Consider the following 20,794-nt stretch of genomic DNA (forward strand, 5'->3'; position numbering starts at 1 on the left):
TTGTTAGTGAATGAAAAACTTGATTGAAAAGACCCTGCTTACTTAATCGAGTTTTTTGCTTTTTATTTGCGACTTCGGCTTTTTATTCGCACCTTCGGCCTTTTATCCTCGGCTATCTTGACCCGCGCCAACCACTATAATCGTGAATCCACTACGACAAAGAAGCCCCATTCGGGACTTCTTTGCACTAGAGAGGAGAATGCTCCATAAGAAAGGAGTATATATGATTTGGGGAAGGAATGAACTTCCCCAAAAGTGTAAACCGTGATTAAACGACGAAGCGTTTCGCTTCTAGTACAGCACCAGCAATTTGGCGTTTTTTCGTCACGACATTGATTGGCGTGTGACGAGTTAGCTTACGAAGTATACCTAGCATGGTACGAAGCTTGTCGCCTTCTTCCATTGCTACAAGTGATTCTTTTGCGTGTGCTTCAATGCGGTTGAAAGCTTCTTGGCAGAATACTTCTGTCATCAGAAGTTTTTGCGCTGCTTTATCCACACCTGATTTGTTGATGGCTTTTTCAGTACGAAGTATGACAGATTCCATTGAATAGATCTCACTTACAATGTCTGCTACGTTAGAAAGCTGCTCTTGCTCATGCTGAAGCTTTTCACCGTATTTTTGCGCTCCGTTTCCTGCAACCATCAAGAAGATTTTCTTCGCCATACCTAGTAGGTATTTTTCTTGCTCAAGTGGCTCATCGCCGATTTCCTGAGGCATCATCATCATTAGCTCCTCTTGCAAGGCCATTGCTTTTTGTAAAAGAGGAAGCTCACCTTTCATCGCTTTACGCATGATCGTACCAGGAACTAGTAGACGGTTGATCTCATTTGTCCCTTCGAAAATCCGGTTAATCCGTGAATCACGATACATACGCTCCACTTCATACTCAGCCATGAAACCATACCCACCGTGGATTTGAACCGCTTCATCCACGACATAGTCAAGCGTCTCAGAACCAAATACTTTGTTTAATGAGCACTCAATTGCATATTCAGCAATCGCATTGGCAACAGCACGCCCGTCTTTTTGCTCTTCATCCGTTAATCCACCAAGGCGTTCTTCGAAAAGACCTCCTGTACGATAGATGGAACTTTCAGCTGCAAATGTTTGTGTCGCCATGTTAGCAAGCTTCTCTTGAATCAATGTAAATTTACCGATTGGTGTCTTGAATTGCTTACGCTCTGTTGCATATGTTGCGGCAAGCTCGAGTGCACGCTTCGCACTACCGACACAACCTACTCCAAGCTTGTAACGCCCTACATTTAAAATGTTAAATGCAATCACGTGACCTTTACCAATCTCACCAAGAACATTATCAACTGGTACAAGAGCATCTTGTAAAATCAATGTTCTCGTCGAAGAACCTTTGATCCCCATTTTCTTTTCTTCTGGTCCTGTTGACACCCCTTCGAAATCTTTTTCTACGATGAACGCCGTGAATTGCTCGCCATCAATTTTGGCATAAACAACAAATACGTCAGCAAAAGCCGAATTTGTGATCCATTGCTTCTCTCCATTTAATACATAGTGAGTACCCGCTTCATTTAGAACCGCCGTTGTTTTTGCTCCTAATGCATCAGACCCTGAGCTAGGCTCTGTTAACGCATATGCAGCCAGCTTGGCACCGCTTGCAAGATCAGGAAGATATTTTGATTTTTGCTCATGGTTACCAAAGAAGACGATTGGCAAAGAACCGATTCCTACGTGTGCCCCGTGACTTAGCCCAAACGCACCACCACGAACAAACTTCTCTGAAATAAGTGAAGAACTGATTTTATCAAGGCCAAGACCGCCGTACTCTTCTGGAACATCTGCTCCAAGAAGACCTAAGTCTCCAGCTTCTTTTAACAATTTCACCGTGTGCTCAAACTTGTGCTGTTCAATCTCTTCAAGAACAGGCTCAACCTCATTGATCACAAACTCTTCCGTCGTACGACCAATCATGATTTGCTCATCAGTGTAATCCTCTGGTGTAAACACTTGATCAGCTGTGATGTCCTCAACTAGGAAGCTACCGCCTTTTAATACCTTGTTTTCTGTTTGACTCATTTTCCGTTCCTCCCTTATTTATGTTCCACTTATTTTTTTCGAGTTTTTCCCACAAAGGTAAAACCGTCCTTTGTTTGCATGGCTCCACTCGCTGCGCGTCTTTATGAGGAAAACCACTCATAAAGACTTAAAACCTTGCAGCGGCTTCGCTCATGCTTCGAGTTTTTCCCACAAAGGTAAAACCGTCCTTTGTTTGCATGGCTCCACTCGCTGCGCGTCTTTATGAGGAAAACCACTCATAAAGACTTAAAACCTTGCAGCGGCTTCGCTCATGCTTCGAGTTTTTCCCACAAAGGTAAAACCGTCCTTTGTGGGAAAAACTCTCTAGTTTATCAATTCAAATACACCTGCAGCACCCATACCGCCACCGATACACATGGTGACAACACCGAATTGTTCGTTGCGGCGCTTCATTTCGTGTAAAAGGGTAAGGGTTAATTTCGTGCCTGAGCAGCCTAGTGGGTGTCCTAAGGCAATGGCCCCACCGTTTACATTGACACGGTCTTGATCAAGACCTAAATGGCGAATCACTTGAAGCGACTGTGAAGCAAACGCCTCATTTAGTTCGAACAAACCAATATCAGATAGTTCAAGTCCGGCAATTTGTAAAGCTTTTGGAATTGCCTCAACTGGACCAATCCCCATGATTTCTGGAGCAACCCCAGCAACGGCAAAGCCGCGGAATTTCAATTGTGGTGTTAGACCATTCGCTAACGCTTCTTCGCGGTCCATTAATAAAACGGACGCTGCACCGTCACTCATTTGGGATGAGTTTCCTGCTGTGACACTACCTTTTGGATGGAAGGCTGGACGTAATTTTGCAAGCCCTTCAACCGATGTACCATGTCTGACGCCTTCATCAGTGTCAAAAAGAACTTGTTTTTCTTTTAATTTGTGATCAGCACCGACAGAACGTAGAGTCACATTTACTGGGACGATTTCATCTTTAAAGCGGCCAGCTTCAATGGCTTGAGCAGCGCGCTTATGACTTTCTGCAGCGAAAGCATCCTGATCCTCACGACTCACTTCAAAGCGATTCGCTACTTCCTCAGCTGTGTAACCCATTCCCATATAATATTCTGGTTGCTCTTCGACAAGCTTAGCGTTTGGAGCAATGACATGACCTCCCATTGGGATCATGCTCATCGACTCAGCTCCACCGGCAATGATGGCTTTGGAGTGACCAAGCATAATGCGCTCAGCTCCGTAAGCAATACTTTGTAAGCCAGAAGAACAATATCGATTAATTGTTATAGCAGGGACTGTATTTGGCAATCCTGCTAAAGCAGAGATGTTACGAGCCATGTTCATTCCTTGTTCCGCCTCAGGCATCGAACAACCCATAATGACATCTTCAATAGATCTAGCATCAAAATCACCAGCACGCCTTAATGTCTCACGAACTGTTAAAGCACCAAGATCATCTGGACGTACATTCGCTAACGTCCCACGTTTTGCTTTTCCAACTGGTGTTCTAGCACCAGCGACAATAACCGCTTCTCTCATATTCGTTTCCCTCCTATTCCGTCGATTAGTTACGAAGTGGTTTTCCTTTTGTTAACATATATTGCATCCGTTGTTGTGATTTCGGTTCAGCAAGTAAGCTTAAGAATGCTTCTCGCTCTAAATCAAGTAAATATTGCTCATCCACAAGCGTTCCTTTTGGTACGCGGCCACCAGCTATAACGAAAGCTAGTTTTTCAGCAATTTTTAAATCATGATCAGATATCATGCCACCAAATTTCATCGTTTTCGCACCTAAAAGCATCGTTCCATATCCCGTTTCACCGACAACTGGAATTTTCGCTCTCTCTGGAGCGCGGTAACCTGAAGCCGATAAATGGTGAACTTGTTTTTTCGCTCGATCAATGAGGAGATCTCCATTTGCGACAATGCCATCACGTTCACCTAGGAATCCAATTTCTTTTGCCTCTTGTGCGGATGTTGATACTTTTGCCATCGCAATTGTTTCAAACGTTTTGTTGGCAACCGTTTGTAAGTCGTTACCGCCTGATTTTGCAAGGTTACGAAGGTACAATTCTTTGTTTCCTCCACCACCAGGAATTAATCCAACCCCAACTTCAACTAAGCCCATGTAGCTTTCAAGTGATGCTTGGATGCTTGCAGACGGTAGACAAATTTCCGTCCCTCCACCAAGTGTCATTCCAAATGGCGCTGCCACGACTGGCTTTTCTGAATATCTGATATTGGCCATCGTTTGTTGGAATTGACGAACGACCAAATCAAGCTCAAAGAAGTTATCATCTTGTGCTTCCATTAAAATGAGCATTAAATTGGCACCGACACAGAAGTTCTTGCCTTGATTATGAATGATCAGACCTTTGTAATTTTTCTCGACTTCTGCAATGGATTTATTAATCATTTGCAATACATCTGCACCAATTGAATTATTGGGTGAATGGAATTCTAGCAAGGCCACATCATCGCCGACATCCATTAAGCTCGCACCTGAATTTTTGAAGACAACATGGTCCGGCTTTAATGATTTAAGATGAACGATTTTCTCATTAACAAGCTTCGGTGCATACCCACCCGCGTGGTAGAAAGTATCGCCTTTATAGAAGCTTTCTTGCCCTGAAGCGAGCATGTCTTTCACCCATGTTGGAACCGTTTCGCCTTCTGCTTCCATGCGTTCAACAGACTTAGCTACGCCGATTGCGTCCCATGTTTCAAATGGACCCATCTCCCAGCCAAAGCCCCATTTCATTGCTTGGTCAACTGCGTGAATATCGTTCGCAATTTCAAATGCTTTTTCTGCCGAATAAATTAATGTTGGTTTTAATAAGCTCCATATTAATTGCCCCGCACGGTCATTTGCATATGCTAGCGTTTTCAATTTATCAGGAAGTTTCTTTGCTTGCTTCGCTTGTTCAACAGAAGCTGCCTTTAATTTCTTGCGCTCTTCGTATTCAAGCGTTTTTGGATTTAATTCAAGAATTTCTTTTCCTTGCTTAAGGAAAAATCCTTGCCCACTCTTCGCACCAAGCCAACCTTTTTCAGCCATTGTGTTCATAAATGGTGCTGGATCAAACACTTCTTTTTCAGGGCCATCAACGACATCATAGACATTTCTCGCTACGTGTAAGAATGTATCTAAGCCAACAACATCTAATGTACGGAATGTAGCACTTTTCGGACGTCCGATTAGCGGTCCTGTAACGGAATCAACTTCTCCAATTGTGTAACCACCTTTTAACATCTCTCTTACTGTTACGAGTAGTCCATATGTTCCAATTCGGTTTCCGATAAAGTTTGGCGTGTCTTTTCCTTCGACAACACCTTTACCGAGTGTCTCCTCAGCAAACGCTTTCACAAATGATAAAACCTCTTCATTCGTATCAGCGGTTGGGATGACTTCTAAAAGCTTTAAGTATCTAGGTGGATTAAAGAAATGGGTTCCAAGAAAGTGCGCTTTAAAATCATCGGAACGTCCCTCTGCCATGGCTTCTACTGAGATGCCTGATGTATTGGAACTAACAATCGTTCCTGGCTTACGAACCGCATCGATTTTTTCAAACAATTGCTTTTTAATCGCTAAGTTCTCAACAACAACTTCAATGATCCAATCAACTTCTTCTAGTTTCTTTAAATCGTCCTCAAGGTTTCCTGGTGTAATGTAAGAAGCTTTTGCTTTAGAGGAAAGCGGTGCTGGTTTTTGTTTAGCTAATTTTTGAATAGCAATCGTGCTCATCCGATTACGAACAGCCTTATCATTAAGAGTGAGCCCTTTAGCTTGTTCGGCAGCTGTAAGCTCTTTTGGTACAATATCGAGTAATAAAGATGGGATTCCGACATTCGCTAAATGAGCTGCAATCCCTGAGCCCATAACGCCTGATCCGATTACTGCAACTTTACGAATATGACGAGTCATAATTCTCCCCCTTTTCCAGTTCAAAGTCAGATTAATTTGTTCATGTCGCTATGTTTCATAAAACGAATGAATACTCATTCATTATTTCTCAAAAAAAAGAACGACAATCTCAAATGTCATTTTCTATCCTAATCATAACGGAGATTTTCCATTTGTGCAAGAGATAATTCTGAAAATTATTAAGATTGTTTTTTAAACATTTTCATATGCAAGTTTTGGAAGTAAGACCTTCTTATGTAGAGGATAAATTCAAGCGATTTTTTCCACACTAATGAGGTATCCGAATGACGGATACGTTGCTTTCTAAGCAACATCCAAAGGAGGGTATACAATGGACCAACAACAATTCCAAGGCATGCAAAATCAACAGCAGCAACCAATGGGGATGCAGAACCAACAGCAAATGGGAGGTCAACAAACTCAGCAAGCTACCTTCCAAACGCCTCCACCAGTCATTACAACAAAAGATCAGCTTTATTTAACAGATATGCTTTCATGGAACCTATTAGCCATGAAAAAAGCACACTTCTTTGCCGAGCAATGTCAGGACCAAGAAATGAAAGCGGTTCTTGAAAAAACCGGGCAAATGCACCAACGACATTACGAAAAAATCTTAAGTCATTTGAAAACCAACGAACAACAACAATCGATTCCAATGCAATAACCGTTGGTGTTTCATTTGAAGAAACTTCATAGCAAGAGTAGCATCAGCTATTCTAAAGCTTACAGGCGCGCTGCTATCTGGCGCCATTGCTTTAAATAATTACAAGGGGGCCTTTGCATAATGAGCCAATCATCAAAAAAGATCCAAAACCCTGAGATGCAAGTTCCTAAGACACCACAGATGAACGATCGGGACTATATTAACGACATCCTAATGTGCGCTAAAAACATGACTAACTCGTACAGTGTTGCATTAAATGAGATGAGCCATGACCAATTATACCAAGACATCTCTCAAATTTTTAACGAAACACAAACTTGTCAACGCGATTTATATAACACGATGTTCCGTAAAGGGTTTTATGGACTCGAAGCTGCTGATCAGCAAAAATTGGATCAATCGTATCAACAGTTCTCTGGTTACAGTAGCCAATTTCCGTACCAACAATAAATCGTTTGAGGCTGCCTGTTCTTTATGGGCAGCCTCTTTTATGATTTAACCAACTTGAGAAGATTATCTAAACTGTTATCATTATATCCAAAAAAACAATTCCATTTTTATCTGCTATAATTTATCTATATTGCTTCTAAATGTACAGGGGGTTTCAGATTTGAATGCACACTTTTCACATCGTGATGAACACATCGATGACAATATGATAAAAATGGAAGTAAATCTTGATGATATGTCACCTGAATGGCTCGGTTTCTTGCTTGATAAATTGTTAGCTAAAGGGGCCAACGATGTTTTCTATATTCCGATCTATATGAAAAAAAATCGTCCCGGAGTGTTGCTCCAATTACTATGCTCTTCAGAGAAGCTTAACGAAATAAAATCGATTATCTTTTCTGAGACGACCACACTGGGTATTCGTTATTCGCCCATTCATGTTCATCGTCTAGAGCGGCGGTTTCGTAAAATAGAAACACCTTGGGGGCCGGTTACGCTCAAAGAAGGCTTACATAATGGAGCCATTGTCCAGGCTGCCCCAGAGTACGACGATTGTAAACGCCTTGCAGAAAAAGCAAATATTCCTTTAAAGCATGTCTTTCAATTTGTTTGGAAGGAAATTCCTAATTATTCTTAAAGGGACTGACCGATGACGGCGCTAAGCACATTAGGATGTTTAGGAAAATCTTTTTGTCCGGCTCCATAGCCAACTTTCTCAGGCAGTCATCCCAAGCTTTGGACCAAAAATGCCGGTGATTCCTCCAGCAAAATCTAAAATGACATCCTCCTCGACCAATGGTGATCGCTTCGGTGTAAACGCTTGATGAACTTCATCTGAGATGGCATAAGTAAGACGAATACAGCCGAACTCATTTAACTTGTCGCCTTTTTAAGGCCACTTGCGATATAGCTCGGTAGCTAAGAAACCTGAGCTAAAAGAAAAAGCCAAAATGGGCCGATTTTCGAATAAGAAACTCAATAAACCCATCCAACCCAAACCGTTCCACCCTTACAAGATGACCCCCATCGTCGTTGAAAACATGGTAGCCAAGAAGGAATAAAATGATCTTTTCTATTCACAAAATTATATAGACTTAATCCATTTATGCACCAACATGAATGTTAAACATACAATAGAACAAAAACCCGCAGAGCTATTAAGCCCTGCGGTTCATCTATTACGAGTTCGCCCACATGAGCAAACTAGCACAACCTAAAATTTCTTCTGGAGGTCCAACACGGCTAATGACACCATTCTCTATAAAGACAATGCGATCAGCCAGAGCTTTGGCATCTTCTTGATCATGGGTGACAAAGATCGAGGTAATTCCAGTCTTTTTCAAGATCGATCTGAGTTCATCGCGAATTCTTACTTGGAGATTCGCATCGAGATTACTAAACGGTTCATCAAAAATAAGCAAGGAGGGTGCTGGAGCCAACGCTCTCGCCAGGGCAACACGCTGCTGCTGTCCACCGCTTAATTCAAATGGATACCGGTCTTTATATTCTGTTAAATTGATTAAGGAGAGCATCTCATCTAATCGTTGTTGCTTTTGTCTGCGACTCATTTTTCTAAGCCCGTACTTAATATTGTTCGCGACTGTCATATGAGGAAACAGGGCATAATCTTGGAACACCATCCCTACTCCTCTTTTTTCTGGAGGCATAAAATGATGATCACTCATAATCGTTTTACCATTGATGGAAATCGAACCTCGGTTAGCTGTTTCAAGGCCAGCAAGCAAACGCAGAATCGTACTTTTCCCGCTACCGCTTTCACCAAGAATACAAACAATTTCACCCTGATCCATATTTAATGAGAAATCTTTAATCGTTGGTTCAATTGCATTTTTATACCGGTATTGTAAATTTTCAATTTGTACAAACATTAGTTACTCTCCTTATCTAAGACTTTATGAAAGAAGAAAATACAAATTCCACTGATAACAATAATAATGATGGATGCTAAGGCAGCTTCATGTACTCGTTCATCATTCGCATATTTAAACGCTTGTGTCGCTAATGTTGAGAAATTAAAGGGCTGCAAGAACATCGTCAATGGCAATTCTTTTAATATATCAACAAAGACGAGGATGAACCCACTAAAAATAGCGCCTTTTAACATCGGAATGTCTACCTTGAAGAACGTTTTAACAGTTGATTTTCCAAGTGTTCGTGATGCTTCTGTAAAGCTATTCCCCACCTTTTCAAAGCCTGACTCGATCGAATTAAACCCAATCGCCAAAAAGCGAATGATGTAAGCCGACACCAACATAACAAGACTGGTCCTTAACACATAAACCGAGTCAAAGCTAAACGCTGATGAAACCTTTAAGACAAAGTTATCGAGGATAAGAAATATACTGATTACGGCTATCGCAATCGCAGCACCAGGGATCGAATAGCCGAGCGTCGTAACTTTTGAAAAGGCCTTTGTGAATCGCCCTTGATGTAACCTAGTGTAATTTCCAATAATTAAAGAAATAAAGACAATTATAAGTGCAGCAATCGTCGCAACAAAAACTGAATTATAAATTAATGTAAGAAATTCCTTGCTGATCACCTTTTCATAGGTCATCATAGCCCATTGAATTAACTGTAAGAAAGGAACAATAAAAGCGATTGTAAAAATTCCAAAACAGTAAGCAAAAACTAGCCATTTCTTCATACCCGTTAATGGCTTAGGCTCAATAGGTCGAACCTTTGAGGTTGCATAGCTATAGCGCTTTCGGCCTCGGATTAACTTTTCTATGACTAAAATAAAAATGACAATAAACATTAAAGTCCCGGCAAGCTTTAACGCAGAATCGAGATCTTTCATTCCGTACCAAGTTCGAAAAATAGCTGTACTAAATGTTTGAATTCCAAAATAACTGACAACCCCATAATCATTTAAAACCTCTAATACGACCAACGTTACACTTCCAACGATCGCAGCTCTTGAAATAGGGATGATGACACGAAAAAAGGTTTCAAAGGAGTTGTCTCCTAGTAGTTTTGCATTTTCCACAATAGAGGACGATTGATTTTGCAAAAAGCTTTTAGTAATCGTAAACACATAAGGAAACAAAAACAGCGTGAAAATAAAAATAGCTCCCTGTAAGGTCATAATATTGAAATAGCTCTGCTTAACCGAAATATCAAAGGAATTCCTTAAAGTCGTTTGAATGACCCCTGTATAGTTTAAAATCCCATGGTAAGCATAGGCGCCAATATACGGCGGAATCGCAAGTGGCAAGATCAATCCCCATTTTAAAAAGTTTCTGAGCGGGAATTTATACATCGTAATAAACCAAGCCAAGCTAACCCCAACGATTGTTGTTGCCAATCCGGTAAAAAGAATGATCACTAAAGAATTATAAATATAGTCTTTCAATAAATAGTCTTTGATGTGCTGCCAATTTTCATTCGGCTCCGTAAACAATTGAAAACCTATTAAAAAGTTAGGAATTAAAATCATAGAAACGAAGATTAAACTTAGTATGGCCCACATATTTACTTGTTTTTTAGCTTGTTGGATAAGTCTCATGCTGACACACCTTATACTCGTTTCCTACATTATAACGAAAATCATTCTCAAATGAAACAGAATCTCACTGAAAAGTCTAAACCATTTTCTTCATTTTCTAAAACTTTGTAAAACTTTTTTTCTATAACACAGAAAAGCCGTATTCTTTGTGAAAGAATACGGCACTTTAAACCTTTTATTTCCAACCAGCTTGGTCAAATAACTTAATCGCTTGTTGTTGGTTTTCTCCTAAAACAGATAATTCAATATCTTGTTCTTTGAATTCACCCCAAGATTTAAGAAGATCATTTGGTTCTACGTTTGGATTAGCAGGATACTCATTGTTTGCTGCAGAGTACGCACCTTGCGCTTCTTCACTAGATAAGAATTCCATAAGTTTGATCGCATTTTCTTTGTTCTGTGCATGCTTCGTTAATCCAACACCACTAATATTAATGTGAGTCCCAGTTGTTTCTTGGTTAGGGAAGAAAACGCCAACTGACTCGGCTACTTTAACTTCTTCTGCATCTTCAGAATTCATCATGTTACCAATATAGTACGTATTCATAATAGCCACATCGCCTTCTTCTGCAACAATGGCTTTTGCTTGGTCACGGTCATTTCCTTGAGGGTCTCTAGAGATATTATTTACAATCCCTTTTGCCCAGTCTAGTGCAGCTTCTTCTCCATTTAACTCAATAAATGAAGCAAGCAATGAAATATTGTACATGTTGTTTGACTCTCGAACGGTTACGCGACCTTCCCAATCCGCTTCTGTTAACGCTTCGTACGTAGAAAGTTCTGATGGGTCAACACGGTCTTTTGCATAAACGATGACACGTGCTCGTTTCGTTAAACCAAACCACTCGTTATCAACATCACGTAATTTTTCAGGAATATTGGTTGTTAATACGTCACTTTCAACCGGTTGAAGTAATCCACTCTCACTTGCAACATAAAGGTTCCCAGCATCTGCTGTAATAAATAAGTCAGCCTCTGTGTTCTCCCCTTCAATATTCAAGCGCTCCATTAATTCGTCGCCTTTACCTTCTACAACGTTTACTTCAATACCCGTTTCTTCTGTAAATTTTTTATAAAGTTCTTGATCCGATTCATAGTGTCTGCTTGTATAAAGATTTACAACTCCAGCTTCTTCTGTTGCTTCTTCTGTAACTTCTTCATTCTCAGCTCCAACTTCTGTTTCTTCCGCTTCCTCAACTGTATCATCGTTCGCACCGCAAGCAGTGACAACTGCTAATGATAGTACCATTAATGCGAACAACATTGCTTTAAACGCTCTACTCATTGAATAAACCCCCGATATGTATTTTTTTATAAGATAGCGGTAATGAAAATCATTATCATCATATCTCCCATTACAGATTCTAATGGAAGTGATAATCATTGTCAATGATATTCTCAAATTTTTTTAATTGTTTCATAAATCTTTTGTTCGGATAAAAAAGACCTCCAGACATTTCTTTACTCCTTTGATGTCTGAAGGTGTCTATTCAAGTGGTCATTAAAATATTTTTATCCTTTCAACTCGCCCAAACTAGCTCCTTTTACAAAAAAACGCTCAACGTTCTTTTCAACAGTAGGATCAAGTACTAACGGCGGAGCGTGGTGCGTTTTAATGCGTGCGTCAATGATTAGATTGTCGCAGCCCCAATGCTTGTTCTCATAATAACTATTCACACCATGAATGTCATGAGAAGGATTGCTCCGCGTAAATGTCGCCCATAAAAAATTGCTAACGTTCTCACTCATGAAGGCACTGTTATCACATAGGATGATCATCGGACAAGTAGGCACTGGACCTTTTGCCTGAATCGCTTCACTTAATTCTTTCAGCTCCTGCTGCGCCAAAGCGTAGTCCTTATACTCAGACGTTTGAATGGCCACCACACCAGGCATCACCCATTTCGCCTGAAACTCCTGCAACGCCTCGGGAACGTCTGTACACAAATCTCTTTTCTTCTCGCCATAAGCAGCGAAAACGACTTTGCTTCCAGTATTTAACCCCGTTCCTGAGTAATCCAACGTATCAATCGTCGTATTCGTTTGAAAATGTAGGTCGCGGTGTAGGTCCATTCGTTCCAGAATGTACGTTAAAAAGTCTTCTTCTTTACGCGTATCTAGCGGCTTGTCCTCTTCTGCGGTAATAAATAAATATTTCGCTAAACTTAATTGACCCGTTCCTAAAATGCGGTTGGCAATGGTTAAAATTTCAGCTGGCTGTTTAACCGTTTGGTACGGGGTATAACGTTCGCTGCCAATCGCAAAAAGCAATGGATGAACCCCTGCCGCATCAACGGCGTGAACTTCTTTTACCCCAGGAACTTCTTGCTTGATCGCACTTCCTGTTATCTCATGAATTAAATCACCGAATGACGTATCCTCTTGCGGCGGACGTCCAACCACGGTAAACGGCAGAATTGCATTCGTTCTCGCAAACACTTTGTGCACTTTCATTAATGGGAACTCATGCGTCAAGCTGTAGTAACCTAAATGATCCCCAAACGGACCTTCTGGCTTCGTCTCACCCGGATGAATTTCTCCCGTTATCACAAAGTCAGCATCCTGGCTAACACAGAATCCATCTACATAGCTATAGCGAAAACGTCGACCCGCAAGCAAGCCCGCAAATGTCATCTCGCTTAACCCTTCTGGCAATGGCATAACGGCTGATAACGTGTGAGCCGGTGGTCCTCCGATAAAAATACTGACCTTTAGCGGTTCGCCTTTTTTCACGGCTTTATCTTGATGCACGCCAATGCCGCGATGGATTTGGTAGTGCAGTCCAACTTCCTGATCCTTTACATATTCGTTTCCATCCAACTGAACGCGGTACATTCCTAGATTGGAGTTCATAATTCCTGGTTTTTCAGGATCTTCTGAATACACTTGCGGAAGCGTGATAAACCCACCACCATCCATCGGCCAGTGCTTGATCGACGGGATATCAGATAGCTTGATTTCTTCCATCCCAGCTGGCAATCCGCTTTTTTTCGCAGGAAGGGCTGTCGTTGCGGTGAATCCTGTTTTTACATGCTTAATCGGATTTTTTAACGCTTTCATCGGATCATTCCGCAAAGCAATAATGTCTTGAACTGATTCCATCGTATCCCGGAAAATAAACTTACTGCGCTCGACCGTTCCAAAAAGGTTGGAAACAGCCCGGTACTTCGACCCTTTAACATTCTCAAATAACAAAGCAGGTCCTTGCGCTTCATAGGCTTTCAAGTGAATCGATGCCATTTCAAGATACGGGTCCACCTCTTCTTTAATTCGCACCAAATGTCCGTTTTTTTCTAAATCAACAATGCATTCTTCTAGATTTCGATACATATAGGAAATGCTCCAATCTTATCATTCTAGATTTATTTTATTATATCTTCGTCATTTATACAAAGAAATGCCTTGGGAATAAGCTGTCATTTGATTATTACAGTTGTATGGAAGTGCACAAGTTGCGTGGATAAATGCGCGATTATTCGACTCTATTGCGCGAAGTCATTCGATAATTGCACACTTACCTATTTGCCACCTCGCGCCTTTTTTATACAGTTGTATGTTTGTCCGTTGCAAAAAACCTGTTCTGTGCATTTTCTATTACCTAGATATTAATTTTCAATGAAGGAGAATAGATATGCTTAAAAATGTCTCAATCATTATTCCCTTCCAAACTGACCATGGTCCGCGAGCAGCAGCATTTGAATGGGTGAAAAACTATTATTCTAATGTCATTCCAGAAGCCGAGGTGGGTTTAGGAATAATGAATGAAAGCCATATGAATAAGGCGAAAGCTGTCAATCAGGCTGTAAAACAAGCAACAAGAGATATCTTAGTCATTGCGGACGCTGATGTCGTTTACGACCCTAAAATCATTGTTGAATCGATTAAATTATTAAAAAAAGCTGCCTGGGTGGTTCCCTTTACCGAACTATATGATGTATCTCAGGAAGATACTAAAAAGCTACTGACCGAAAAGCCTAAATGGCCTATCGGACTTAAGCCGAAAAATTGCCATAAGATAAAATGGTTATATGAAGGATTTGCTGGAAAATTAATTATTATTCCAAGGAAACACTTTGAAGCAGTAGGTGGGTTTGACGAACGGTTTATAGGATGGGGAGGAGAAGATGATGCTTTTTCACATGCAGTCAATACAATTTGCGGTGAATTTGTTAATTTAAAAGCTAAGATATTTCATTTATGGCACCCCCCTGCTTACTGGACTACTAATCCAAATGCCGATGCAAATAGTAAGCTACTAAATCGCTATATAGCTGCAAGTGGAAATAAGAAGGAAATGAATAAGCTCATTCAAGAGCGAGGAACCTCTTTAAAAGGGATCGAACCGACGAATCAAAAAGGGATCACCCCCATTGAAGAACAACGGATCCATTCAACTAGAAAGAAAACTTCATTGGATGACCTATTTAATTTCAGCACAGATCATAATAACCATTTAAAAGAGATGCTTAACTTAATTAAGGAACGTAATCAAGTACGATCGAAGTCAAATAAAAGGAACGAACCTAACCATTTAAATACGAACCTACCCAAAGGTAAAATCTGTTTTGCTCTCCTTGTTCATAAAGATCGGGATCTTATTAAACAATTAATTGATAATGTACGGTACTATTGTCCAAACAGTGCCATTGTCTTGTACAATGGCGGAGATGACCCAAATCTTTGTAAAGGCTTAGGGGTTCCTGTTTGTCCATCCAGTCGAAAATTAGAACGTGGATACACGACGATCTATTTTTTAGAAACAATGGAATGGATCGAACAAATGGGTATGGATTATGATTACTTTATTAATGTTGACTCTGACGCTCTATTTTTCAGAAAAGGGTATGAAGAATTTTTACATGAGCAAATGAATGAGACAGATTACATGGCTGTGAAGCTTCGTATCCCTGAAGATGATTGGTATATTGGAAACGAACTGAAAAAGGACATCAAAAGATGGAGAAAGCTATTTTCCGTTACCCCTTTTTATGGAGTGTTCAACGTTGGCCAAGTCATCACAAGACCACTCGTTAAAGCATTGCTTAATCCAGCCAGAAAAGAAAAATATAAAAAGGCTTTACTTGAAACTTCGAGCTTTGGCTCAGATGAAATCTTCTTCGTGAATGTGGCTAAGGAGCTGGGTTTCAGAATTAAAGCATACCCAAATGCTACGGATTCAACCATGATTCGATATCGACCATACTTTACTTTAGAAGAGATGATCAAGTGCCTTAACGACAGTAACGGCTGGTTATGTCATCCCATTCATTTAGATGGTAACGACCCTGTCAGAAGGTTCATCAACAGTCTTGAAAGTGAACATTATATGCAACCGTACAAAGCGCCTGAGTTTCCTTGGTACGAGAACAACTCAACAAACTATTCACTGTCTTTACCAATTAAAAGTAGCTTTGGCAACTTAGAAACAATCGTCCGGTCTGGCAGTTCATTAACCCACTACTGGCAACAGACACCTAATCAACGTTGGACTAAGAGTGAAACATTCGCTACTGGTGCTACGGGGGTACCTGTTTTTTATGAAAACTCCGCAGGACAGTTTGAGGTTGTAAGTAAGTTAAAAAAAGGTGGGATTGGATTATGGTGGAGAGATAACCACTCAATCGGACATCCTTGGAATGGACCATACGTCATTCTGAAGAAAAATGTTGAACCTATTTTGCTGACTCAGCAAAAAGGTGGTCAACACGTCCTCATTTGTAAATCTGGGGATAAAATCATTAGCTTAATGAACAGCAAAATGGCCTGGCCATCATCTCGTGAGTAGGAGATGATGGTTGTTTTATGTTTTTCTGTAAAAATGAGCAAAATATCACTCTGTTTGTGGTCCGTTTGTGATACCTTTTTAAATAATCTGAATTATTAAATTTTATGTATTCTGCTATAATTTAAGAATATTCATATAATCCAAGGAGGATTAAACAATGTTATCAACTACTGAAGCCGCTTATCTTGCTGGAATTATTGATGGTGAGGGTACTATAACTTTAACAAAAATGCACCATTCAGAAAACCGCCGACCGATCATCTCTATTGCTAGCACTGAAAAAGAACTACTTACATATATTCAAAAATTAATTGGTGGATATATAACAAATAAAAAGAATTACAAACCCAGTATCCACAAAGATTCATTTGTTCTAACTATCAAGAAAAAACAAAATATTTTCACTACACTTGAAGGAATCCTTCCCTTTTTAAGAATCGCCTCAAAAAAGAAACGCGCCGCACACATCTTAGAAAAATACGACCTCACCACACCACGAAACGGGAAGTATACTACTGAAGCCCTTGCACTTAAACATCAATTTGAAGAAGAGTTTTTTGCAATAAAATAAATAGAACCGCATGACCTATGCGGTCATGCGGTTCATGGTATGGTTTTGGTGGAGACGGTGGGACATGTTCTTCCAAGCTTTCGCATTGGCACTGACTATATCTTGAACTTGAGCTTATTCAAGTCCCTTGGCGTGTTATGAAGCACATATTTTAGTCACAGACTGTATGCTCCATCCTAGTACTACCTCCAGTAAGGCAGCCTATGAGTCGATACACGGCTGTTGGATTGCTCCACATACCGCTCGATATTACCCTATCATCCGAATCGGATGACGTAGACTTCATCGATAAAGCCAAGTTATCACTCATGTGTCACCACATGAGGCGACTATTTCCATAATCGAACCCACGTCCAGAAACAACGACACTTATGCTTCTACGAGCGTAGTCATCGAATTAGCATTTCGCCAACACGTCGGCCCAATGACAGGCTTTGGTGCGGCTAGTCTGATTGATCTCTTCCTTCACCCTCAGACGGAGGGTAACCGGCGTATCCCACTTAGAGTGAGTCCCAGATCCTACCACATGGGCGATGGAGGGTGGAACCGCAAAGCGCTATTAAGCTGCTAGTGCGAAGTTGTTGTTTTCTTTGCCAGTTAATTGGCTTTGGCGTTTTAACGAGGCCGACCCCCTCGACTCGCCACATAAGCACGACCTATCCCTGTCGAATCCAAAACGTCCCCAGGTTAAAAAAGTAGCACAAGAGGTCTTTCACTCAAGTAGCTAAATGAAATCGTCCAAACAAGAATGACTCCCTGTCTGGACTTTTATTATAGCATACTGATTAATGAATACAACTGGTAATTACCTACCAGATATACCAATAAACCAATTACCCTTTCATTCGCTCTCTCATCGCGCGTTCGACTTCACGCTTTGCATCCTGGCGCTTCAGTGTTTCACGCTTATCGTAATTCTTCTTACCCTTAGCAAGACCGATTAACACTTTGGCAAAGCCATTCTTAATATACACCTTCAACGGAACAATCGAATAGCCTTTTTGCTGCGTTAACCCAATCAACTCATTGATTTGCTTTTTATGAAGAAGAAGCTTACGCGCACGCGTCGGTTCGTGATTATAACGATTTCCTTGTTCATACTCACTAATATGAGCGTTGTGTAAATACATTTCACCATTGGAGATACGGGCAAAGGAATCTTTAAGATTCATACGTCCTAATCTCATTGATTTAATTTCTGTACCTTTTAACACCATACCAGCTTCGTACGTTTCTTCAATAAAATAATCATGACCTGCTCGTTTATTTTGAGCGATCACATTACGGTCTTTGTCTTTTACAGCCATTTGCTACACCCTTTTGCTTCATGACATTTCTTTAATGATAGCAAATGATTAAGAATGACGTCAATTTTTCATTTGTGGTGTAGCCGCTATTTCATTAGCCACAGCACCACCTCAAGAACTTATTTACGCCGCTTCTTCCCTTTTTTGCGTTTCGCACTTGGTGCATTCTCGTAAAATTTTTTCTTTTTACGACCTTGACCCTCACCAGTAGTCTTTTCACCCGTTGTCGCACTACCGCCTTGTTGGCCGCCTTGTTGGCCACCACGTCTACTTCCGCCACGGCCTTTCTCACCAGCACCACGACTAGGACCGCCACCGCGTGCACCACCACGAGGCTCACGCTTTCCACCAATAATGACTTTTGGACGATCTCTCGGTTCACGACGTTCTCTCGGTTTCATGCCGACGACTTCAAAATCGATAGAAGCTTCGTCGACGTTGACATTGGTCACTTTGACTTCAATTTCATCACCGATGCGGAACGTTTTTCCAGTACGTTCTCCGATCATCGCGTATTGCTTTTGATCATAGTGATAGTAGTCGTCGGTTAAGTAACTCACATGAACAAGACCTTCGATCGTGTTTTCAAGCTCAACGAACATTCCGAAATTCGTAACGCCACTAATCATACCCGTGAACGTTTCACCAATTTTATCTTCCATGTACTGAGCTTTTTTCACGCTATCTGTGTCACGCTCTGCCTCAACCGCACGTCTTTCCATTTCAGAGGAATGACGTGTCAAATCTGGTAGCTTAGCGTTCATCCGTTCTTGCGTCGCTTCGTCGACATTTCCTTTGATTAAATATTCGCGAATCAGACGATGAACGAGTAAATCTGGGTAACGTCTAATTGGCGATGTGAAATGTGTATAGAACTCAGTTGATAAACCAAAGTGTCCAAGGCTGTTCGTATCATACTTCGCTTGTTGCATGGAGCGAAGCATCACCGTACTGATGACCGTTTCCTCAGGTTCACCTTTAATTTCTTCAAGAAGCTTTTGTAAGGCACGCGGATGAACTGTGTTGGCATTTCCGCGAACGACATAGCCAAAGTTAGTAATGAACTCAAGGAACTTCCCTAATTTCTCAGCATCGGGGTCTTCATGAATCCGGTAAACAAACGGCAGTTTTAACCAATGAAAATGCTCGGCAACGGTTTCGTTCGCTGCAAGCATGAATTCCTCGATTAATTTTTCTGCGACCGAACGTGTTCTAAGAACAACATCTGTTGCTTTGCCTTCTTCGTCCACAAGTACTTTCGCTTCTTTGAAATCGAAATCGATCGCTCCACGCTCAAAGCGCTTCTTCCGTAAAATCGCTGCAAGCTCTTCCATCTCTTCAAAAAACGGAACTAAAGACTCATAGTTAGAGCGCGTTTCTACATCTTTATCGACCAAGATTTTATTCACGTCAAAGTATGTCATACGTTCAGTCGTTTTGATCACACTTTGGAAGATTTCATGCTTGACGACATGTCCATTTGAATCGATTTCCATTTCACAAGTTAACGTGAGACGGTCCACTTTCGGGTTCAAACTGCAAATTCCATTAGACAGACGATGAGGGATCATCGGAATCACTCGGTCGACTAAATATACACTTGTTGCTCGGTCCGCAGCTTCTAAGTCAATTGGAGATCCTTCTTTGACATAATGAGTTACGTCGGCAATGGATACACCTAGTAAGTAGTTCCCGTTGTCTAGCTTCCTTACATGAACCGCATCATCTAAATCCTTCGCATCTGCACCATCAATCGTCACAATGGTTTCATGTCTTAAATCCCGACGATCTTTCAGGTCAGCAGGATCGATCGTATCCGGAACCGAGTTCGCTTGATCTATCACCTCATCAGGAAACTCGATTGGAATTCCGTGCTTATAAATGATGGAAACGATGTCCATGCCTGGGTCATTTTTATGGCCAAGTACTTGAATGACTTCTCCTTCTGCACTCATGCGGCCTTCTGGGTATTTTGTAATTTTGACGACAACTTTATGGCCTTCGACTGCACCATTGATATTTTCTTTTGGAATGAAAATATCATTAGCGATACGCTTATCATCCGCTACGACAAACCCGTACGATTTTTGATCAGAAAAGAGACCAACAACCTCTGTTGTTCCGCGCTCAATAATCCGGATAACTTGTCCTTCTGGTCTTGATCCAGAACTTTTTTGATTTAAGCGAACGAGGACGGTATCACCATTCATCGCGCTATTCATATCCCCGCTTGTTACATACACATCATCCATGCCTTCTACTTCCGGGATGATAAAAGCAAATCCTTTTGCATGACCTTGCACACGTCCTCGAACAAGGTTCATTTTCTCTGGAATGCCGTAGCGATCCGTTCTTGTTCGAACGATTAACCCCCGATCTTCAAGCTCATTTAACGATTTAACAAGGTTTTTGAACTCGTCGCCACCTTCAATGTTAAACGCTTCCTCGATCTCTTTTACCGAAAGTGGCTTTTCTGTTTCGCGAAAGTGGGTTAATAGTTGTTGAATTTGTTCTTCATTCAATGGTCCTTACTCCTTTCGTTC

Annotated in this window: 15 protein-coding genes and 1 other RNA gene; 5 read left to right on the forward strand and 11 right to left on the reverse strand. The window is 41.0% G+C overall.

What is annotated here, in order from left to right:
* Window positions 1-268: 268 nt before the first annotated feature.
* The 3 genes from PQ474_RS07975 to PQ474_RS07985 all read right to left on the reverse strand — a co-directional run bounded on the left by PQ474_RS07975 (window position 269) and on the right by PQ474_RS07985 (window position 5,945).
* The gene (locus PQ474_RS07975) at window positions 269-2,053 is read right to left on the reverse strand and encodes an acyl-CoA dehydrogenase family protein (protein ID WP_273841677.1); all 1,785 of its coding nucleotides are present in this window, start codon (window positions 2,051-2,053) and stop codon (window positions 269-271) included.
* 324 nt (window positions 2,054-2,377) lie between these two features.
* A complete protein-coding gene (locus PQ474_RS07980) occupies window positions 2,378-3,559 on the reverse strand; it encodes an acetyl-CoA C-acetyltransferase (protein ID WP_273841679.1) in 1,182 nt (393 codons plus the stop codon).
* Between the two features lie 25 nt (window positions 3,560-3,584).
* The gene (locus PQ474_RS07985; protein WP_273841683.1) at window positions 3,585-5,945 is read right to left on the reverse strand and encodes a 3-hydroxyacyl-CoA dehydrogenase/enoyl-CoA hydratase family protein; all 2,361 of its coding nucleotides are present in this window, start codon (window positions 5,943-5,945) and stop codon (window positions 3,585-3,587) included.
* A 355-nt stretch (window positions 5,946-6,300) separates the two neighbouring features.
* Here PQ474_RS07985 and PQ474_RS07990 point away from each other — a divergent pair, with 355 nt between their 5' ends.
* The 3 genes from PQ474_RS07990 (at window position 6,301) to larC2 (ending at window position 7,696) form a co-directional block, all read left to right on the forward strand.
* Window positions 6,301-6,609, forward strand: a complete 309-nt coding sequence (locus PQ474_RS07990) for a hypothetical protein (RefSeq protein ID WP_390186397.1) — start codon at window positions 6,301-6,303, stop codon at window positions 6,607-6,609.
* Between the two features lie 120 nt (window positions 6,610-6,729).
* The gene (locus PQ474_RS07995; protein WP_273841686.1) at window positions 6,730-7,059 is read left to right on the forward strand and encodes a spore coat protein; all 330 of its coding nucleotides are present in this window, start codon (window positions 6,730-6,732) and stop codon (window positions 7,057-7,059) included.
* Between the two features lie 160 nt (window positions 7,060-7,219).
* Entirely contained in the window at window positions 7,220-7,696 is a 477-nt protein-coding gene (larC2, locus tag PQ474_RS08000; RefSeq protein WP_273841687.1) for a nickel pincer cofactor biosynthesis protein LarC2, read from the forward strand.
* A gap of 78 nt (window positions 7,697-7,774) precedes the next feature.
* Here the strand turns inward: larC2 and PQ474_RS08005 are convergent, their stop codons facing one another.
* From PQ474_RS08005 to PQ474_RS08025, 5 genes are all read right to left on the reverse strand, one after another.
* Entirely contained in the window at window positions 7,775-7,918 is a 144-nt protein-coding gene (locus PQ474_RS08005; protein WP_273842139.1) for a VanZ family protein, read from the reverse strand.
* 319 nt (window positions 7,919-8,237) lie between these two features.
* Window positions 8,238-8,948 (reverse strand): ABC transporter ATP-binding protein, encoded by a 711-nt coding sequence (locus tag PQ474_RS08010; RefSeq protein WP_273841690.1) that lies wholly within the window; start codon window positions 8,946-8,948, stop codon window positions 8,238-8,240.
* Complete coding sequence (locus PQ474_RS08015; RefSeq protein WP_273841692.1) at window positions 8,948-10,588, reverse strand: ABC transporter permease; 1,641 nt, start codon at window positions 10,586-10,588, stop codon at window positions 8,948-8,950. The genes PQ474_RS08010 and PQ474_RS08015 overlap by 1 nt, the downstream gene beginning before the upstream one ends.
* Before the next feature lie 175 nt (window positions 10,589-10,763).
* Window positions 10,764-11,873, reverse strand: coding sequence for a Fe(3+) ABC transporter substrate-binding protein (locus PQ474_RS08020; RefSeq protein WP_273841694.1), 1,110 nt, complete (start codon window positions 11,871-11,873; stop codon window positions 10,764-10,766).
* A gap of 227 nt (window positions 11,874-12,100) precedes the next feature.
* The gene (locus PQ474_RS08025; RefSeq protein WP_273841695.1) at window positions 12,101-13,918 is read right to left on the reverse strand and encodes a UbiD family decarboxylase; all 1,818 of its coding nucleotides are present in this window, start codon (window positions 13,916-13,918) and stop codon (window positions 12,101-12,103) included.
* A gap of 301 nt (window positions 13,919-14,219) precedes the next feature.
* Here PQ474_RS08025 and PQ474_RS08030 point away from each other — a divergent pair, with 301 nt between their 5' ends.
* Together PQ474_RS08030 and PQ474_RS08035 are read left to right on the forward strand one after the other, a co-directional pair.
* Window positions 14,220-16,373 carry a glycosyltransferase family 2 protein gene (locus PQ474_RS08030; RefSeq protein ID WP_273841697.1) on the forward strand — a complete coding sequence of 718 codons (2,154 nt, stop codon included), beginning with the start codon at window positions 14,220-14,222 and terminating at the stop codon, window positions 16,371-16,373.
* A gap of 157 nt (window positions 16,374-16,530) precedes the next feature.
* The gene (locus PQ474_RS08035) at window positions 16,531-16,944 is read left to right on the forward strand and encodes an LAGLIDADG family homing endonuclease (protein ID WP_273841698.1); all 414 of its coding nucleotides are present in this window, start codon (window positions 16,531-16,533) and stop codon (window positions 16,942-16,944) included.
* A gap of 338 nt (window positions 16,945-17,282) precedes the next feature.
* Here PQ474_RS08035 and ssrA read toward each other — a convergent pair.
* From ssrA to rnr, 3 genes are all read right to left on the reverse strand, one after another.
* Window positions 17,283-17,620, reverse strand: a transfer-messenger RNA (tmRNA) gene (gene ssrA, locus PQ474_RS08040).
* 157 nt (window positions 17,621-17,777) lie between these two features.
* On the reverse strand, window positions 17,778-18,251 hold the full coding sequence (smpB, locus tag PQ474_RS08045) for an SsrA-binding protein SmpB (RefSeq protein ID WP_273841700.1): 474 nt from the start codon (window positions 18,249-18,251) through the stop codon (window positions 17,778-17,780).
* A 119-nt stretch (window positions 18,252-18,370) separates the two neighbouring features.
* Window positions 18,371-20,773, reverse strand: coding sequence for a ribonuclease R (gene rnr, locus PQ474_RS08050; RefSeq protein ID WP_273841702.1), 2,403 nt, complete (start codon window positions 20,771-20,773; stop codon window positions 18,371-18,373).
* Window positions 20,774-20,794 lie beyond the last annotated feature (21 nt).

The organism is Halalkalibacter alkalisediminis, from assembly GCF_028610705.1.
GTDB lineage: Bacteria > Bacillota > Bacilli > Bacillales > Bacillaceae_D > Halalkalibacter > Halalkalibacter alkalisediminis.